The organism is Rhizobium sp. WSM1328 (genome assembly GCF_057653715.1).
In genome coordinates, this window is sequence record NZ_CM172788.1 from 655,292 (window position 1) to 672,352 (window position 17,061).

Below are 17,061 nucleotides of genomic sequence, written 5' to 3' on the forward strand. Positions count from 1 at the left end.
CCCCCGTAAAAACGGGGCGAGGGGACGTGCCCTGCGAGAGATGGGCGGGGAACGGAGAGGTCGCGATATGCCACCTTCGCTCCGTTTACGGGGAGAAGGTGGCGGCAGGCGGATGAGGGGCGGACCCACGGAAGCTGCCAATTGACCTCACGGCAGAGCGTCGAAACCTTCGGCGAAGCCCTTGAGGTCGACGGGGATGCCGATGCCTTCTTCCGGGGTCTGGAAGACGATGAAGGTTGCCTGCGCGCCGCTGCGGAAGGTCTTCAGCAACTCATCCTCGAGCACGACCTCGGCGTAGCAGCCGTCGGCAAAGCAGCGGACGAAATAGGCGCGGCCGATATCCTTGCCGTCGACATTGAGCCCGAGGCCGTTCGGGAGCAGCACGCCAAGTGGTGCCAGCACGCGGAGAATCTTCGACTTGCGGTCGGCTGTTTTCAGCACGACGACGGAAAGCCCGACCTCCGGCCGATCCTCGGCGATGACGTTTTGCATCAGCGCGCATTGTTCGGTCGAAGCGCCTGCCGGTTTGTCGCAGACGACAGACCATGCGCCGTGATTGGACTTTACCGTGCCGGGCGCCGGCGGCTGCGTCTGGCCGGGCGTCACCTGTTCGACATTCGGCTTGGCGGCACTCGGCTGCTGCGGCGCCGGAGCAGGGGTCGGCGCCGGCGTGGAAGCGGGCGGCCTGGTCTGCGACGGGGCGGGTTGCTGTGCGAAAACGGGCGTTGTCGCTGCGGCCGCGATGCTGGCAGTCACGAGAAGCGACTGCGCGAGGGAACGGAAACCCATGGAAACCTCTGGATATCGAATCATTGCGGCTATTGTTGAAGCTGCCCACCAAAAATGAAAAGCCCCACCCCGTCAAAACCGGGGGACTGCGGCGGAAATTGGACCTTTGCGAAATAATGTGTCGCGCGCGGATTGGCCGGAAAGCCGATTTTTCATATGCTGATGAAAAACTTGGGATGTTTTGCCGTTCTGACCTGCCTATGCTTTGAGCAAAAATGCCGCATAGACAATTGCTCTGACCTGTTGCGGCAAATGCCAAACTGTGGTTTGAAGCGCTGAAGATGGCAAGGATTCTGCGTTCTATTTTGCAGGTCAAGCGCTCGAGGGAGATAATAAGGTGATGAAGAAGGCTTATGCAGCCCTGACCACGCTGGTCTGTCTGCTTTTTGCTTCCGGCACATATGCCGACCAGCCCATGCCGTGGCAGGCGACGCTGCAGCCGGCGGCAACGCCGATCATGCGGGAAATCCACTGGTTCGAACAATATACCCTGTGGTTTATCGTTCCGATCACGCTGTTCGTTCTGGCCCTGCTCATCGTCGTCTGTTTCAAGTTCCGCGCCAGCGCGAACCCGGTTCCCTCGAAGACGAGCCACAACACGCTGATCGAGATTGCCTGGACCGTGGGGCCGGTCCTGGTGCTTCTTCTTCTCGCCATTCCTTCGTTCAACCTGCTGACGGCGCAGCTGACGCTGCCTGAAAACCCTGACGTGACGATCAAGGCGACCGCCACCCAGTGGCAGTGGAACTACGAATATGAAGGTTCGGGCGAAAACCCGCTGGCTTTCGATTCCTACCTGCTGAAGGATCAGGACCGCGCCGCCGCCGGCAAGGAAGACAAGTCGGTCTATCCGCGTCTTCTCGCCGTCGATAACGAACTGGTCCTGCCGGTCAACAAGACGGTCCGCGTTCTCGTGACTTCCGCGCCGACCGACGTCATCCATGCCTTCGCCATGCCTTCCTTCGGCGTCAAGATCGATGCCGTGCCGGGCCGCCTGAACGAGACCTGGTTCAGGGCCGAACGCGAAGGCCTGTTCTACGGCCAGTGTTCCGAGCTCTGCGGCAAGGACCATGCGTTCATGCCGATCGCCATCCGCGTCGTCTCCGAGGACAAGTACAAGCAGTGGCTGACCGCAGCCGCCAGCGACCTGCCCGGCGCCTACAAGACACTCATGGCCGCAACCGATGGTCCCGCAAAGACCGTCAACGTCGCCGAAGCACAGTAATTAAGGGGATCGGGACAATGGCTGGACCTTCCGCTCACGACGATCATTCTCATGATCACGCCGCCCATCATGACCACGCGCATGACGATCACCATGATCACGGGCACAAGCCGAGCTTTGCCAATCGCTGGCTGTTCTCGACCAACCACAAGGACATCGGCACGCTCTACCTGATCTTCGCGATCATTGCCGGCATCATCGGCGGCGCGCTGTCGGTTGCCATGCGCATGGAGCTGCAGGAGCCTGGCATCCAGATCTTCCACGGCCTGGCCTCGATGGTCTACGGCTATGAGGGTGACGCTGCGATCGACGGCGCCAAGCAGATGTTCAACATGTTCACGACCGCGCACGCGCTGATCATGATCTTCTTCATGGTCATGCCGGCGATGATCGGCGGTTTCGCCAACTGGATGGTGCCGATCATGATCGGCGCGCCCGACATGGCTTTCCCGCGCCTCAACAACATCTCCTTCTGGCTGATCGTTCCCGCCTTCGCGCTGCTGCTGCTGTCGATGTTCGTCGAAGGCCCGGCAGGCGCTTATGGTACGGGCGGTGGTTGGACGATGTATCCGCCGCTGGCGACAACCGGCACGCCGGGACCGGCGGTCGACCTTGCGATCTTCGCGCTCCACATTGCCGGCGCCTCGTCGATCCTCGGTGCGATCAACTTCATCACCACGATCCTCAACATGCGCGCTCCCGGCATGACGCTGCACAAGATGCCGCTGTTTGCCTGGTCCGTGCTGATCACCGCCTTCCTGCTCTTGCTGTCGCTGCCGGTTCTGGCAGGCGGCATCACCATGCTGCTCACCGACCGTAACTTCGGCACATCCTTCTTCTCGCCGGAAGGCGGCGGCGACCCGATTCTTTACCAGCACCTGTTCTGGTTCTTCGGTCACCCCGAGGTCTACATCCTCATCCTGCCGGGCTTCGGCATGGTCAGCCACATCATCTCGACCTTCTCGAAGAAGCCGATCTTCGGCTATCTCGGCATGGCCTACGCCATGGTCGCGATCGGCGCCGTCGGCTTCGTCGTCTGGGCTCACCACATGTACACGGTCGGCCTGTCGCTCGACGCACAGCGCTACTTCGTCTTCGCGACGATGGTCATCGCCGTTCCGACGGGTGTGAAGATCTTCTCCTGGATCGCGACGATGTGGGGCGGCTCGATCTCGTTCCGCACGCCGATGCTCTGGGCGATCGGCTTCATCTTCCTGTTCACGGTCGGCGGCGTCACCGGCGTCCAGCTCGCCAATGCCGGTCTCGACCGCTCGCTGCATGACACCTATTACGTCGTGGCCCACTTCCACTACGTTCTGTCGCTCGGCGCCGTCTTTGCGATCTTCGCCGGCTGGTACTACTGGTTCCCGAAGATGACCGGCTACATGTACAACGAGCTGGTCGGCAAGCTGCATTTCTGGATCATGTTCATTGGCGTCAACCTGGTGTTCTTCCCGCAGCACTTCCTCGGTCTCGCCGGCATGCCGCGCCGCTACATCGATTATCCGGATGCCTTTGCCGGCTGGAACTACGTTTCCTCGATCGGCTCCTACATCTCGGCCTTCGGTGTGCTGATCTTCCTCTACGGCGTCTTCGAAGCCTTCGCCAAGAAGCGTGTGGCCGGCGACAATCCGTGGGGTGAGGGTGCAACGACGCTCGAATGGCAGCTGCCTTCGCCGCCGCCCTATCACCAGTGGGAACAGCTTCCGCGCATCAAGTAATTTGCGCGGACATCAGGACGCCGCTTTCGATATGGCGTCCTGATGGTAAGACATTCAGGGCGGAATGATGACTGTCATCGACAATCACGAGGTGCTTGCAAAGGACGGCGAATTGTCGGAAGCGAGTGCGCGCGATTATTTCGAATTGCTGAAGCCACGAGTGATGTCGCTCGTGGTCTTCACTGCCTTTGCCGGTCTCGTGCTGGCGCCGGGCCACATCCATCCGGTCCTCGGCCTGATCGCCATCCTCTGTATCGCCGTCGGCGCCGGCGCCTCCGGCGCGCTGAACATGTGGTATGACGCCGATATCGACGCCATCATGAGCCGCACCGCCAACCGTCCGATCCCGGCCGGCCGCATCGCACCCTCCGAGGCACTCGCCTTCGGCCTGGTGCTTTCAGGCTTCTCGGTGGTGATTCTCGGCCTGGCGGTCAACTGGCTCTCGGCCGGCATCCTCGCCTTCACCATCTTCTTCTATGCCGTCGTCTACACCATGTGGCTGAAGCGCTCGACGCCGCAGAACATCGTCATCGGCGGTGCTGCCGGCGCCTTCCCGCCGATGATCGGCTGGGCCTGCGTGACCAACAGCGTGACGATCGAGAGCACCGTTCTCTTCCTCATCATCTTCCTGTGGACGCCGGCGCATTTCTGGGCGCTCGCCCTCTTCAAGATGCGCGACTACGAGGCCGTCGGCGTGCCGATGCTGCCGAACGTTGCCGGCGAACGGGTGACCAAGCATCAGATCGTCGCCTATGCGGTGCTGACCGCCGTCTGCGCGGTATTGCCGTCCTTCCTCGGTTTCGCCAGCTTCGGTTATGGCCTCGTCGCCGCCGCCCTCGGTGCGATCTTCATATACTGTTCCATCGCCGTCTGGCGCATGCCCGACGGCGATTTGAAGATGATCCCGGCGAAGAAGCTTTTCGGCTTCTCGATCTTTTATCTCTTCGCCGTGTTCTCCGCCTTGATGATCGACCGGCTGGCCTCGCTGCTGGTCTCGCATGCGGGAGGTTGGTTCTGATGGAATTGGTCAAGCTCACGGAAAAGCAGCTCAAGTCGCGCCGCAACCGCAACGTCGCCCTCGGGCTGGTGCTTGCCGGCCTCGTCGTTCTCTTCTACGTGATGGCAATCGTGAAGATCGGCGGGGGAACGGCCGGATGAGCGATAACCCCGCCGCACCGAAGAAGCAGGTCCGCAACAACGGCGCCGTCGTCATGATGTGCCTGAGCTTCGTCTTCGGCATGGGCGCGATGAGCTATGCCGCCGTGCCGCTCTACCGCATCTTCTGCCAGGTGACCGGCTATAACGGCACGACGCAGCGCGTCGACCAGGTGTCGAGCGTCGTGCTCGACCGCACGATGCGCGTCACCTTCGACGCCAATGTCGCCCCCGGGCTGCAATGGGACTTCAAGCCGGTCCAGCGCGAGGTCAATCCGAAGATCGGCGAGACCATCCAGGTCAATTTCACCGCCGAGAATCGTTCGAACGAGACCCAGCGCGGCCAGGCGGTTTTCAACGTCACGCCGGGTGAAGCCGGCGTCTATTTCAACAAGGTGCAATGTTTCTGCTTTACGGAAACGGACCTGAAGCCGGGCGAGAAGCTCGACATGCCTGTCGTGTTCTACATCGATCCCGAAATCGTCAAGGCCGTGGAATCCAGGGATATCCACACGGTCACGCTGTCATATACGTTCTACCCGAAAGAGGGTCCGAAGCCGGTGGCTTCGAATGAGGGTGGAGCGGAAAAGATTGAAAAGAAACTTTGATCAAGGCTCGTTTCCGGCTATGCCGGGAGCGGAGTGAAGGAAGACATCCGGGGATAACGACATGGCCGATGCTCACCAGAAGAATCACGACTATCACATCATCGATCCGAGCCCTTGGCCGATTCTCGCCTCGCTCGGCGCCTTCATCATGGCAATCGGCGGCGTCTGCTACATGCGTTATCTCAACGGCGGCTCGTTCAAGGTCGCCGGCGCGGAGCTCGCCAATCCCTGGCTCTTCTACATCGGCTTCGCGCTGGTGCTCTACGTCATGTACGGCTGGTGGGCCGATACGGTGAAGGAAGCCCATGAGGGCGCCCACACCCGCGTCGTCTCGCTGCACCTGCGCTACGGCATGATCATGTTCATCGCTTCGGAAGTGATGTTCTTCGTCGCCTGGTTCTGGGCCTATTTCGACGCCAGCCTCTATCCGAACGAAGCGATCCAGGCCTCGCGCCTGCTCTATACCGGCGGCACTTGGCCGCCGAAGGGCATCGAAGTCCTCGATCCCTGGCATCTGCCGATCTACAACACCGTCATCCTGCTCCTGTCGGGCACGACGGTCACCTGGGCGCACCATGCGCTGCTGCACAACGACCGCAAGGGCTTGATCCAGGGCCTGACGCTGACGGTGCTGCTCGGTATTTTCTTCTCCAGCGTCCAGGCCTATGAATATGCCCACGCGCCCTTCGCCTTCAAGAATTCGATCTACGGCGCGACCTTCTTCATGGCGACCGGCTTCCACGGTTTCCACGTCCTCGTCGGCACGATCTTCCTGGCTGTCTGCCTGATCCGTGCGCTGCGCGGCGACTTCACCCCGAAACAGCATTTCGGCTTCGAGGCGGCCGCCTGGTACTGGCACTTCGTCGACGTCGTCTGGCTCTTCCTGTTCTTCTGCATCTACGTCTGGGGCGGCTGGGGCGCACCCGTCGCAGCCGGATGATCGGAACGAAATTTGAGAAAAGGCGGGCCTGGTGCCCGCCTTTTTTGTTGGTGGGATCCGCGACAGCCCGCACCTTTCCGGAGACGAGGGACGTGCCATGCGAGAGCGGGCGAGGAACGGAGAGGCTGCGGCATGTGTCCTCTTCTCCCCAGCGGGGGTCCGAAGGACGGGTTGAGACCGGTGGCTCAACCCAGGCAAAGGTGGCCCGAAGGGTCGGATGAGGGGGCCACGCGGCAGGCCCTCTCATCTCAACTATCCCGCCATGCCGACGCGAGCGCGGTCGAATCGCGCATGAATGTTGTTGGAAAGACCGGCTTCGCCGGCCCCCTCATCCGCCCTACGGGCACCTTCTCCCCGCTGGGGAGAAGAGGGAATCGAGAGGTTGCAGCATATTTCCTTCGCCCCGCGAGCGGGGAGAAGGTGCCGGCAGGCGGATGAGGGGCTGCCATCGGCAACCTCTTCGGCCGAGGTAAGGGCTCCCGCTTTTCATCGCCTCAGCGCGCGCCGGCAATCCGTTCGAACGCCGAAGGCTGGGGAATGCCGAGATCCAGCTGGTGGCGGATCGCCTCGGCGCATTCGAGCGGTGTCAGCACTGAGGTATCGACCTCCATGTCGTAGATGCCGGGCCGATGCACCTCGTCCTGCCAGCGTTGCACCGGTTCAGGAACGGGCACGTCCTCCGTGGCGCTGAGATAAAGCGTCTCGCGCCCCTCCTGGACAATGTCGCGCCGCTGCATGATCGTCTCGATCGGACAGCGCACGCCGACGAACAGCACGGGAAAGTCTTCCAGTCGCCGGGCGCAATCGCCGAGGATGCCGAGTGGCTGCGAATAGCTGTCATGGTGGCCGAGATCGGCGATGACATTGAGCCCCAGGCTGGCATGGATGGCGATCGATTCGTAGAGTGCTGCATAAAAGAACGGCACCAGTTCTTCCAGATCCGGCCGTTCGCCGCCTGGCCGCAGCCCGATGCCCGGCAGGTAGCGCTTCGGTGTCATGGCATTGTAGCTGTCGACGCCGAGGTTGATCCACGGCCCCTCGAAGTGTTCCTGTACCGCGCGCGCGATGCTTGATTTGCCGCTCCGCGGCGCACCGTTCAGGATAATGATCTGCACGGAATGGCTATCATTGGTCATCAGTCTTCTTCTTCTGTTTGGCGCGAATCATTGCAGCGCCGCGCGACTTTTCAGACGCGGCAAGGACGCTGTAACACTTTGAATTGCCGATAGTTCCTCACATCGATTCCGATGCGAGGAACTATCGGCGGGACGAAATCACGCAGGCATTTCCCTTCGTCCTGCGAATAATTTATGGGAGAGTTAAGGCAGCATCGAAAAAGGCCGCGGCCGCCAAGGCTGCCAGAAGGAATGCAATGAACGAGGACAGCGCCCATTTTCCGCCCGTCGATCCGGTGAAAACAGGCATCAAGGGCTGCTGCCCACGCTGCGGCCAGGGCAAACTCTTCGACGGCCTGCTCGGCGTAAAGCCGCGTTGCGCCGCCTGCGGCCTCGATTATTCCTTCGCCGATTCCGGTGACGGCCCGGCCGTCTTCGTCATCCTCATCGTCGGTTTCATCGTCATCGGCATGGTGCTGTGGCTGCAGGTGAATTACGAGCCGCCGATCTGGGTGCATATCCTGCTCTTTGCTCCGTTGACGATTATCCTGTCGCTGCTGACGCTGCGCTGGTTCAAGGGCATCCTGATCGCCATGCAATACCGCCATAATGCCCGCGAAGGACGCCTGAGTGACTGATATCGACCATGCCGCGCCGCGCCGCCGGCTGCCGGTTTTCACCGGCATCCTGGTGCTGATTGCCCTTGCCATCCTGATTTCGCTCGGCACCTGGCAGGTGGAGCGCCTGCACTGGAAGGAGGGCCTTATCGCCGATATCGCCGCGCGCCAGGCAGCAAGCCCCGTGCCGCTTGCCGATATCGAGGCGATGGCGGCTGCAGGCGGCGATATCGAATACCGCAAGGTCACCGCCACCGGCCGCTACATCAACAACAAGGAGCGGCACTTCTTCGCCACCTGGCGCGGCCAGACCGGCTATTACATCTATACCCCGCTGGAGCTTGCCGACGGGCGCATTCTCTTCGTCAATCGCGGCTTCGTTCCCTTCGACAACAAGGAGCCGGAAATGCGCATGCAGGGCCAGCTGACGGATCAGCAGACCGTCACCGGCCTGGCGCGCGAAAAGCTTCCCGGCAAGCCTTCCTGGGTGGTGCCTGACAACGACGTCGCCAAGAACATCTTCTACTGGAAGGATCTCGACGTTATGGCCGAGAGCGTCGGGCTGGAGAAAGCGATCGTCATTCCCTTCTTCGTCGATGCCGATTCCACCCCCAATCCGGCCGGCCTGCCGATCGGCGGCGTCACCCAGGTGGATCTGCCGAACGACCATCTGCAATATGCTTTCACCTGGTACGGGCTGGCCGCCGTGCTTGTCGTCGTGGTGGCGATCTCCTGGTTCCGCAAGGGCGGCAAGACAGCTCAGTAATAGTATCACTTCAATTCTCGACCATATTGGGCTAGAGGTCCCTTAGCCCCACGCGGGACGTTGCTGTTGAAGCTGGACGTTGCCGAGTTCTCCCTCATTCCTGTGCTCGTCACAGGAATCCAGTGCGCCCAAGTCCTTGGGCGCGGTAGGTGGACTTGGATGTTGACAGTCATTCACGGCGCCGACGCGCCGTGGCTGGATTCCTGTGACGAGCACAGGAATGAGGAATTTGACGGAACAGACATGAATATTGCGGCGAAACCTCCTTTGACGATTAGGCTCTGCGGCCCGCGCGGCTTCTGCGCCGGCGTCGACCGCGCCATCCAGATCGTCGTGCTGGCGCTGAAATCCTATGGTGCGCCGGTCTATGTGCGCCACGAGATCGTCCACAATCGCTATGTCGTCGAAGGGCTGGAAGCCAAGGGCGCCGTCTTCGTCGAGGAGCTGGACGAGATCCCGGCCGAACATCGCGCCCAGCCGGTGGTCTTTTCCGCCCACGGCGTGCCGAAATCCGTGCCCGAGGATGCGGCAAGCCGCAACCTCTTCTATCTCGACGCCACCTGCCCGCTGGTCTCCAAGGTCCACAAGCAGGCGATGCGCCACAATCGCCTCGGCCGCCATGTCGTCCTCATCGGCCATGCCGGCCATCCCGAGGTGATCGGCACGATGGGTCAGCTGCCGGAGGGATCGGTATCGCTGATCGAGACGATCGAGGATGCCGACGCCTATGTCCCCGTCGATCCCGACAATCTCGGCTATGTCACCCAGACGACGCTGTCGGTCGACGATACGGCCGGCGTCATCACCCGCCTGCACGAGCGCTTCCCGAACCTGACGGCGCCGGCAGCGGATTCGATCTGTTATGCGACGACCAACCGCCAGGAAGTGGTGAAGCAGGCAGCGCCCGGCTGCGATCTTTTCATCATCGTCGGCGCGCCGAACTCCTCCAACTCCAAGCGCCTCGTCGAAGTGGCGCTCAGGGCAGGGGCGAAGAAATCCATCCTCGTGCAGCGCGCCGCCGAGCTCGACTGGGACGAGATCGGCGCGATTTCGACGCTCGGCCTCTCGGCCGGCGCCTCGGCACCCGAGGTCATCGTCAACGAGATCATCGAGGCTTTCCGCGCCCGCTTCGACGCCCGCGTCGAACTGGCCGAAACGGTGCAGGAAACTGAAAATTTCCTCGTCAACCGCGAACTGCGCAATATCGAGCTGACGGCAGCCGACATGGCCTTCGTCAACGGCTAGATCGGCCTTTCGGCCTGGCGTCCACTCCGGCAAATCCAATATCAACAGGCATGAAGGCGAGACCTCACTTGGCAGTCTATACCGATATCGCCGAAGACGATCTGAAATGGTTCCTGACGGAATATGACGCGGGCACGCTGCTCTCCTACAAGGGCATTGCCGAAGGCGTCGAAAACTCCAACTTCCTGCTTCACACCTCCAGGGATCCGCTGATCCTGACGCTCTATGAGAAGCGGGTGGAAAAGAGCGACCTGCCTTTCTTCCTCGGTTTCATGCAGCATCTTTCCGCCCGCGGCCTGTCCTGCCCGCTGCCGCTGCCGCGCCGCGATGGCGCGCTGCTCGGCTCACTGTCCGGCCGTCCGGCGGCGCTGATCTCCTTCCTCGAAGGCATGTGGCTGAGAAAGCCGGAGGCAAAACACTGCCGCGAAGTCGGCAAGGCGCTGGCCGAGATGCATGTGGCCGGCGATGGTTTCGAGTTGAAGCGGGCGAATGCGCTGTCGATCGACGGCTGGCGGGGGCTGTGGGAGAAATCCGAAGCGCGCGCCGGCGAGGTTGAGTCCGGCCTGCAGACCGAGATCCGCAGCGAACTCGATTTCCTCTCCGCCGCCTGGCCGAGCGGCCTGCCGGCCGGCGTCATCCACGCCGACCTCTTCCCCGACAACGTCTTCTTCCTCGGTGACCAGCTCTCCGGCCTGATCGATTTCTATTTCGCCTGCAACGACCTGCTCGCCTATGACGTCTCGATCTGCCTGAATGCCTGGTGCTTCGAGAAGGACGGCGCCTATAACATCACCAAGGGCACGGCGATGCTCGAGGGTTACCAGAGCGTCAGGCCGCTGAGCGAGGCCGAAATCGCAGCCCTGCCGGTGCTGTCGCGCGGGTCTGCGCTGCGCTTCTTCCTGACCCGGCTCTATGACTGGCTGACGACGCCGGAGGGCGCCATGGTCACCAAAAAGGATCCGCTCGAATATCTCCGCAAGCTGCGCTTCCACCGCCAGATCAAATCGCCCGCCGAATACGGATTGAGCCTATGAAACACGTCGATATCTTCACTGACGGCGCATGCTCCGGCAATCCCGGCCCCGGCGGCTGGGGCGCGGTGCTGCGTTATGGCGATGTCGAAAAGGAGCTTTGCGGCGGCGAGGCGGATACGACCAACAATCGCATGGAACTGCTGGCGGCGATCTCGGCGCTGTCGGCCTTGAAGAGCCCTTGCGAGGTCGATCTCTATACCGACAGCGCCTATGTCAAGGACGGCATTTCCAAGTGGATTTTCGGCTGGAAGAAAAACGGCTGGAAGACCGCTGACAAGAAGCCGGTGAAGAATGCCGAACTCTGGCAGGCGCTGGAGGCGGCCCGTGACCGCCACAAGGTGACGCTGCACTGGGTCAAGGGCCACGCCGGCCACCCGGAAAACGAACGCGCCGACGAACTCGCCCGCAAGGGCATGGAGCCTTTCAAGAAGGGCAAGGCGGTTTCGTTTTAAGTCCTGCGCATTTGCCTTTACGCGTCTCGGCGACATTGAGCGCGAAATTAACTGCGATAACGCAATGCATTCACCAGAAGCGAGAATGCGGGGGAAGCAAGGCGTCGGCTCGGATAATAAAGGTGATATCCAGGAAATGGCGGTGACCAGTCCTCCAGCACGGGCACCAGTTTTCCTTCACGGATCAGCGGCAGCAGGTAATCGTCTGGCAGGCATGCCAGACCAAAACCACCGAGCGCCGCATCGACGATCATCGGGACGTCGTTGCAGATGAACTGACCTTCAACACGAACATTCAGCGGCTTGCCGTCTTTTTCGAACTCCCAGGCGTACAAGCCGCCAACCGTTGCAAGCCTGAGATTGATGCAGCGGTGCTGCGTCAGGTCATGCGGCGTGGCCGGTTTCGGGTTCCGTGCGAAATAATCCGGCGAGGCAACGACCAGCATCCGCATTTCCGGTCCGATCTTGAGCGCGATCATATCCTTTTCGATATGCTCCCCAAGTCGGACCCCGGCGTCGAAGCGCTCGTTCACAAGATCAATCAGCCGACTGTCGACAGAGATCTCGATGTTGATATCCGGGTAGGACTGCATCAATCCCTTTACGGCAGGCATGAGGATCGTTTCTGCGGCATGCCGGATCGAAGTGATGCGTATCGTGCCTCCCGGCGCATGACGCATAGCGCCAAGTGCATCCAGCCGGCTGCGGATATCATTGAACGCAGGCCGCAGCGTTTCGGCCAGCTGCTCTCCGGCCTCGGTTGGAACAACGGTGCGGGTCGTCCGCGTCAGGAGCCGGAGGCCCATGCGATCTTCCAGTCGGCGCACTGTATGGCTGAGGGACGATTGCGAGGTCCCCAGCAGCGCGGCCGCACGTGTGAAGCTTCGTTCTTCAGCGACCGTCAGGAAGGCCGCCAGGTCACCCAGTTCATCGCGCTTCATTCATGAATCCTCAATATAAGTCCATTTTGATCCTAGCATCTAGTCGGAGTAATCAGCCAGGAGTAAATTCTCCTCGACAGCCAGCGGCCTATTGATCCGCCAGGAACAAAGGCCCGCGGACCAACTGCCCAGCGGAGCGGCGTCCCGCAGGCCGCCCCTTTCATGAATGGCGGATATAGCCCCTTTCGGAATCCGATGCCTAATCCGGCGTGTCCTCCGATCCTATGTCGGAGCGGACAGTCAACAAGGAGATCACCATGAAAACCGTCGCCGCAAGCCTTGCCATCTCGGCATTCGCAGCCGCAGGCGCCGAAGCGCAGCAGAACCCCCGCGTCGCTCCGCCGGCCGTCTATCAGGTCGCCCCTGGCCTTGGCCATTTCACGGATGACGTCCTGTTCGGCGAGTTTTGGAAGCGCGGCGATCTGAGCCCGCGCGACCGCAGCCTGGTCACCATTTCGGTACTGATCTCAACCGGCAAGGGGCACGTCCTTGCCAACCATGTAAAGCGCGCCCTCGAAAATGGTATCGAGCCGAGGGAAGTCGGCGAGGTCGTCACGCATCTCGCATTTTATTCCGGCTGGCCCAATGCGATATCGGCTGTGACGGAGATCAAGAAGGTTTTTGACGAGCTGAAGATCGCGCCCGTGGCGGACAGCGATGACACACGCGTTCAGTTCGATGCCGCAACGGAAGCCGCCCGCAGCGCGTCCGTCGACGCCGAGGTGGCGCCTACCGCGCCGGCGCTTGCCGACCTGACAAACCGGGCATTGTTCGGCGATCTGTGGCAGCGCCCGGATCTGTCGGCCCGCGATCGCAGCCTGGTTACGGTGGCCGCTCTGGTGGCGATGGGGCAGTCTGACCAACTGGCCTTCCATCTCAACCGCGCCATGGATAACGGTCTCAGCCGGCAAGAGGCAGCTGAAGCTATTACCCACGCCGGGTTCTATGCCGGTTGGCCTCGCGCCATGTCGGCAGTGCCGGTTCTCAAAACCGTCTTCGCCAGCCGTCAAGCTTCCGCCGCGAGCAATCCGGCAGAAGCAGATATCAAGGTGGTCAAACGCGGCAGCCAACCGGTAAGCGGTCCAGCCGAGCGTTTCACCGGCAAGGTCCAGGTATCGGCCGCTTACAAGGGTGATGGCGCTGCCCGCATTGGCGGTGCCACGGTTGCCTTCGAACCCGGCGCCCATACGGCCTGGCATTCGCACCCGCTCGGTCAGACGCTGTTTGTCGTTTCCGGCCGAGGTTGGGTCCAGAAGGAAGGCGGCACGGTCCAGGTCATGGAACCGGGTGACATCGTCTGGATCCCCCCGATGGTAAAACACTGGCACGGTGCGTCGGCTGATCAAGCGATGGTGCATTTTGCGGTATCGGAAGCACTCGACGGTAACAGCGTGACCTGGATGGAGAAAGTCGCTGCCGAGGACTATAGCCAAGGTCGCCAGGCCGATAATTGACCGACAAGCTGCGAGGAAAAAGCGCATGCAGAAATCGAGCGCACGCCGGCACTTTCTCACATCGCTGCCCCTGGCGGCGATCGGGCTGGCTATGACCTCCGCAGGCGCTGGGGCTCAGCAAACTCCGTCCGCGAACACGCTGGTCGCGTATTTTACCCGGACAGGCAACACACGGGTCATTGCCCTGCAGGTCCGCCGGGCACGGCAGGCCGCGCTGATTGAACTTCAGCCGGCCGAGCCCTATCCGGAAGACTATGAGGAAACTGTTGCCCAGGCTCGCCGGGAAACCGAGCAAGGCTTCCTCCCGCCCTTGGTTCAACTGGTTGCCAACCTCGATCAGTATCGGGAGATTTTCCTGGGCTTCCCGATTTGGGGAACAACGGCACCGCCTGTTATCCGCTCATTTCTGCGGTCTCATGATCTTTCGGGCAAGATCATCCGCCCCTTCATCACTCATGGCGGTTACGGCCTTGGAAACAGCCTTGAAGTGATCAGCTCCCTGGCGCCGCGTGCTACGATCGAGCCGCCGTTTTCCTTGGAAGCGGACCAGGAACGCCGGACGATGGAACAGGTGAGGAGCTGGCTGGGTTGAATAAGAATTAGCTCCACAGGGCCTGGGATGACGGAGGGTGAGGATCGGTTCCAACCCAAATTTCCCGCTGGTGCAGCGGGATAGCGGGTCGGCTTCCGTCAGGCGGGCACTCACCCGACGGTGGGATATTGCGGCGCCTCACGGCAGCGATGCGACGGCTTTCCAGTAGCTCACGCCGCCCGCTGCTGCGGCGCCGTCGCCGCGCCCTGGATCAGCCGGTGCAGATATTCGAGTTTTGCCACGACCGGCGTGGACAGCACGAAGGGGTAGGAGTCGGGCTGGCCCATGCTGCGCTGGATGGCGTTGATCGCGATGCTGAGCGGCACCCAGGCGCTGACCAACTGTTCGGCGCTTCTTGCCCTGTAGGGGATGAAATCCACCTCGCCTGATATTTCCTCATGGCCGCGCGGATCGATGGCGATGCCGAAGGCGCGCGCCGTTTCGAGCGTATCGACGATATGGAGGTAATGCGCGAAGCATTCGGCGAAATCCTCCCAGGGGTGTGATGCCGCATAGGCGCTGATGAAATCGTCCTGCCATCCCAAGGGCGCGCCGCCGGCATAGTGGGTCTGCAGGGCTGTCGCATAATCCTGCCGTTCGTCGCCGAAGACCCTGCGGAAATCGGCAAGGCCGCCCCGATCGCGCACCAGCTTGTTCCAGATGAAATGGCCGGCCTCGTGGCGGAAATGGCCGAGCAGCGTACGATAGGGTTCGTTCATCGAGCTGCGCGCCTGTTCGCGCGTCGCATCGTCGGCCTCTGCGGCGCGAATGGTGATCAGGCCTTCCTCATGGCCGGTCATAGCCGGCACGACATAGCCGTTGCTCTCTATCGAATCCTCGAGGAAATCGAAGACCAGGCCGCCTTGCGGGTCTTGCGCCCGATCCGGATGCGGCAGCTTCCAGCGCAGCAGCGAATAAAACAGATGACGCTGGGCCTGGCTGATGCGCCGCCAGCGATCGATGCCGTCCTGGGTGTCGGTGTTCGGAACCAGCCGGTTGTGGCGGCAGGCAACGCAGAATTCACTCTCGCCGTCGCCGTCCACCAGCCAGTTGCAGATATCGAGACTGGCATTGGCGCAGAAGCGAACGTCGCGGTCGGGATTGGAAACGAGCTGCCAGAGCGTCTCGTCGCGCGGTTCCAGCGCATGCATGGCGAGATCGCCGGGCAGGAAGCCGAGGCGATGGTTGCAACGCACGCATCGACGGTTGTCGAAGTGGACGACCTGATCGCAGTTGTCGCAGGCAAAAAGCTTCATTGGGTCAATCTCTGCAGAGCATGAGGGTGGCAGACTAAAAATGCCTGCCGCGCGAGGGGCGCAACAGGCATGGTGATAAAGGATGAGCGTCTACTGCGCATTCCTTAAATCGGAAGCACAGCGTCCTTTGGGCGTCTTAGTGCTGTCGCTCAGAGCCGGTCAACGGCGCCCTTGAGCTTGTCCTTGACCTTGCCGGTTGCGACCTGTCCCTTGCCCTTGGCTTCCTGGACAGCGCCCTTGGCCTGCATTTCGCGATCGTCCGCGGCCTTGCCGACGGCCTGCTTGGTCTTGCCGGCAATTTCGTTTGCCTTACCGGAAATCTTGTCGCTGGTGCTACCCATATGTGATGTCTCCTTGGTCGGCATGGGCTTCTTGTCCATGCTTGCCGAAATGAAACGTCACTCGCGGCTATTCGTTCCCGCTGCCGTCAGGTCAGCGATCGTCAGGCCAGTCTCTTAAGCGTGGCCGGCTTCGGCCGAAAGCATCGCAGCGGTCACGCCCATGCCGGCGAGCGCCCGCTCGTATTTGTCGTCGAGACTGCGGTCGAAGATCAATTCCTCATTGGCCGGGCAGGTGAGCCAGCCATTGTTGACGACTTCGCTTTCGAGCTGCCCGGCCGCCCAGGAGGAATAGCCGAGCAGCATCGTTGCCCGCGTCGGCCCATCGCCCTTGGAGATGGCGCGCACGATATCGAGCGTCGCCGTCAGGCAGATGTCGTCGCTGACGGGGATCGAGGAGTCGCTGGCATAATCGTCCGAATGCAGCACGAAGCCGCGGCCGCTTTCCACCGGGCCGCCGGTCTGGATCGGGAAGTCGCGCGCCCGCTTCGGCAGCACGATCGAATCTTCCTGCTTGATCATGTCGAGATGCAGCAGCACATCGGTGAAGGTGAGGCTTTGTGGCCGGTTGATGACGAAGCCCATGGCGCCGGCATCCGAATGCGCGCAGATGTAGATGACCGTGCGCGCAAAATTGCGGTCTTCCATGCCCGGCATGGCGATGAGGAACTGGCCATCGAAGAAGCCACGTTCCCGTCTGTTCTTCAGCGTCAATAAGGACATCGTTCCTCCTGCTGCTAGACCGCACCAAGGCCTCGACAAGAGAAACATGGGCCAATGTCACACATCAATCAACTGAAAATGAAGATTTAA

19 protein-coding genes are annotated in these 17,061 nt (G+C 61.4%); 13 read left to right on the forward strand and 6 right to left on the reverse strand.

Features of this window, described 5'->3' with window-relative positions; translation table 11 throughout:
* Positions 1-147: 147 nt before the first annotated feature.
* A complete protein-coding gene (locus AC2444_RS03155; protein ID WP_017993165.1) occupies positions 148-813 on the reverse strand; it encodes an invasion associated locus B family protein in 666 nt (221 codons plus the stop codon).
* 316 nt (positions 814-1,129) lie between these two features.
* Here AC2444_RS03155 and coxB point away from each other — a divergent pair, with 316 nt between their 5' ends.
* From coxB to AC2444_RS03185, 6 genes are all read left to right on the forward strand, one after another.
* Positions 1,130-2,014 carry a cytochrome c oxidase subunit II gene (gene coxB / locus AC2444_RS03160; protein ID WP_012756319.1) on the forward strand — a complete coding sequence of 295 codons (885 nt, stop codon included), beginning with the start codon at positions 1,130-1,132 and terminating at the stop codon, positions 2,012-2,014.
* 17 nt (positions 2,015-2,031) lie between these two features.
* A complete protein-coding gene (gene ctaD, locus AC2444_RS03165) occupies positions 2,032-3,735 on the forward strand; it encodes a cytochrome c oxidase subunit I (RefSeq protein WP_012756320.1) in 1,704 nt (567 codons plus the stop codon).
* A gap of 67 nt (positions 3,736-3,802) precedes the next feature.
* Positions 3,803-4,753, forward strand: coding sequence for a heme o synthase (locus AC2444_RS03170; RefSeq protein ID WP_012756321.1), 951 nt, complete (start codon positions 3,803-3,805; stop codon positions 4,751-4,753).
* Positions 4,753-4,893, forward strand: a complete 141-nt coding sequence (locus tag AC2444_RS03175) for a hypothetical protein (protein ID WP_012756322.1) — start codon at positions 4,753-4,755, stop codon at positions 4,891-4,893. The genes AC2444_RS03170 and AC2444_RS03175 overlap by 1 nt, the downstream gene beginning before the upstream one ends.
* Positions 4,890-5,498 carry a cytochrome c oxidase assembly protein gene (locus AC2444_RS03180; RefSeq protein ID WP_012756323.1) on the forward strand — a complete coding sequence of 203 codons (609 nt, stop codon included), beginning with the start codon at positions 4,890-4,892 and terminating at the stop codon, positions 5,496-5,498. The genes AC2444_RS03175 and AC2444_RS03180 overlap by 4 nt, the downstream gene beginning before the upstream one ends.
* 61 nt (positions 5,499-5,559) lie before the next feature.
* Positions 5,560-6,438, forward strand: coding sequence for a cytochrome c oxidase subunit 3 (locus tag AC2444_RS03185; protein ID WP_012756324.1), 879 nt, complete (start codon positions 5,560-5,562; stop codon positions 6,436-6,438).
* 494 nt (positions 6,439-6,932) lie between these two features.
* Here the strand turns inward: AC2444_RS03185 and AC2444_RS03190 are convergent, their stop codons facing one another.
* Positions 6,933-7,574 (reverse strand): chloramphenicol phosphotransferase CPT family protein, encoded by a 642-nt coding sequence (locus AC2444_RS03190; protein ID WP_012756325.1) that lies wholly within the window; start codon positions 7,572-7,574, stop codon positions 6,933-6,935.
* A gap of 236 nt (positions 7,575-7,810) precedes the next feature.
* Between AC2444_RS03190 and AC2444_RS03195 the strand changes: the two genes are divergently transcribed.
* The 5 genes from AC2444_RS03195 (at position 7,811) to rnhA (ending at position 11,667) form a co-directional block, all read left to right on the forward strand.
* Positions 7,811-8,191 carry a DUF983 domain-containing protein gene (locus tag AC2444_RS03195; RefSeq protein ID WP_012756326.1) on the forward strand — a complete coding sequence of 127 codons (381 nt, stop codon included), beginning with the start codon at positions 7,811-7,813 and terminating at the stop codon, positions 8,189-8,191.
* Positions 8,184-8,936, forward strand: coding sequence for an SURF1 family protein (locus tag AC2444_RS03200; protein WP_012756327.1), 753 nt, complete (start codon positions 8,184-8,186; stop codon positions 8,934-8,936). Before AC2444_RS03195 ends, AC2444_RS03200 begins: the two co-directional genes overlap by 8 nt.
* 243 nt (positions 8,937-9,179) lie before the next feature.
* Positions 9,180-10,181: a 4-hydroxy-3-methylbut-2-enyl diphosphate reductase gene (gene ispH / locus AC2444_RS03205; RefSeq protein WP_011650764.1), complete on the forward strand. Its 1,002-nt coding sequence runs from the start codon at positions 9,180-9,182 to the stop codon at positions 10,179-10,181.
* 68 nt (positions 10,182-10,249) lie between these two features.
* Positions 10,250-11,215 (forward strand): homoserine kinase, encoded by a 966-nt coding sequence (locus tag AC2444_RS03210; RefSeq protein ID WP_041935467.1) that lies wholly within the window; start codon positions 10,250-10,252, stop codon positions 11,213-11,215.
* Complete coding sequence (rnhA, locus tag AC2444_RS03215) at positions 11,212-11,667, forward strand: ribonuclease HI (RefSeq protein ID WP_011650766.1); 456 nt, start codon at positions 11,212-11,214, stop codon at positions 11,665-11,667. The genes AC2444_RS03210 and rnhA overlap by 4 nt, the downstream gene beginning before the upstream one ends.
* A 47-nt stretch (positions 11,668-11,714) precedes the next feature.
* Here rnhA and AC2444_RS03220 read toward each other — a convergent pair whose 3' ends face one another.
* Positions 11,715-12,608 carry a LysR family transcriptional regulator gene (locus AC2444_RS03220; RefSeq protein ID WP_012756329.1) on the reverse strand — a complete coding sequence of 298 codons (894 nt, stop codon included), beginning with the start codon at positions 12,606-12,608 and terminating at the stop codon, positions 11,715-11,717.
* A gap of 257 nt (positions 12,609-12,865) precedes the next feature.
* Between AC2444_RS03220 and AC2444_RS03225 the strand changes: the two genes are divergently transcribed.
* Together AC2444_RS03225 and AC2444_RS03230 are read left to right on the forward strand one after the other, a co-directional pair.
* A complete protein-coding gene (locus AC2444_RS03225) occupies positions 12,866-14,062 on the forward strand; it encodes a (R)-mandelonitrile lyase (protein ID WP_012756330.1) in 1,197 nt (398 codons plus the stop codon).
* Positions 14,063-14,087: 25 nt separating this feature from the next.
* On the forward strand, positions 14,088-14,654 hold the full coding sequence (locus AC2444_RS03230; RefSeq protein ID WP_012756331.1) for a flavodoxin: 567 nt from the start codon (positions 14,088-14,090) through the stop codon (positions 14,652-14,654).
* A 170-nt stretch (positions 14,655-14,824) separates the two neighbouring features.
* Here the strand turns inward: AC2444_RS03230 and AC2444_RS03235 are convergent, their stop codons facing one another.
* The 3 genes from AC2444_RS03235 to AC2444_RS03245 all read right to left on the reverse strand — a co-directional run bounded on the left by AC2444_RS03235 (position 14,825) and on the right by AC2444_RS03245 (position 16,971).
* On the reverse strand, positions 14,825-15,910 hold the full coding sequence (locus AC2444_RS03235; protein ID WP_012756332.1) for a zinc-binding metallopeptidase family protein: 1,086 nt from the start codon (positions 15,908-15,910) through the stop codon (positions 14,825-14,827).
* A 149-nt stretch (positions 15,911-16,059) separates the two neighbouring features.
* Positions 16,060-16,251, reverse strand: coding sequence for a CsbD family protein (locus tag AC2444_RS03240; protein WP_003584739.1), 192 nt, complete (start codon positions 16,249-16,251; stop codon positions 16,060-16,062).
* Positions 16,252-16,365: 114 nt separating this feature from the next.
* A complete protein-coding gene (locus tag AC2444_RS03245) occupies positions 16,366-16,971 on the reverse strand; it encodes a YqgE/AlgH family protein (RefSeq protein WP_012756333.1) in 606 nt (201 codons plus the stop codon).
* Positions 16,972-17,061 lie beyond the last annotated feature (90 nt).